This window comes from Mucilaginibacter sp. P4_E8 (assembly GCF_056401495.1).
The window spans coordinates 1-711 of record NZ_JBFUJG010000437.1 but is presented as its reverse complement, the minus strand read 5'-3'; the positions used below and the strand labels follow the sequence as shown (position 1 = coordinate 711).

At 30.5% G+C, this 711-nt stretch carries 1 protein-coding gene; it reads left to right on the top strand.

Features of this window, described 5'->3' with window-relative positions:
- Positions 1–325, top strand: a 325-nt coding sequence (locus AC1DRQ_RS31985; protein ID WP_477430258.1) for a hypothetical protein, incomplete at its 5' end; no start/stop codon positions are given.
- Positions 326–711: the final 386 nt, after the last annotated feature.

The following is a 711-nucleotide window of genomic DNA, read 5'->3' as shown; positions in this document are numbered from 1 at the left end:
TTTAATAAGTAATGACAAAACCACAACGAATAAGGACATTTTTGTAAGTGCATTTGAATTGTATGAGCTTTTCTCAAAATTCGAACATTTTGGTGAATTTAATTTTGACCTATTGCGTAGAAATCATAATAAAGATTTTGAGAAAAAAATTATAACAGAATTAATCGATTCAATAATAATTGTATGCTGCGCATTAAAACATATAACGATGTTTGCGCTTCCATATATTTATGATTACAAAGACATTGACCTTGAGACTCGTTACAAGGAATTGGACCCGTATGTAAATAACTTATTGGATTTACGTAAAAAATTAAATCGCTGAGTTCGTGATTTGAAATATTCACAACTTCGGGTTGTTCCAATTTTAAAACATAACCATATTCAGCGAGGTTATATATATGATAAATTAATAGGGGTGTTAATTATCAAATACTTTAAACACATCACATTATAGTGATTATGTAAGTCCCGGCTTTTGATAGGTCGGGGCTTTTTTATTTGTAACTTAATCAAATACCCACCGTATACAACAGTCCATAATAGTTATATTAACATTAATTCTCTCCCGGTCTGGTTAACCGGGAGTTTTTTAAAATGACAGGACAGAGTAAAAGTATATTGAAGCAGTTTATAGTTTTAGTTGTGATAGCCACAGCTATAGTCCTTTATGGATGTTTCAGAAAATAGATATCTTAATACCCCCAACAT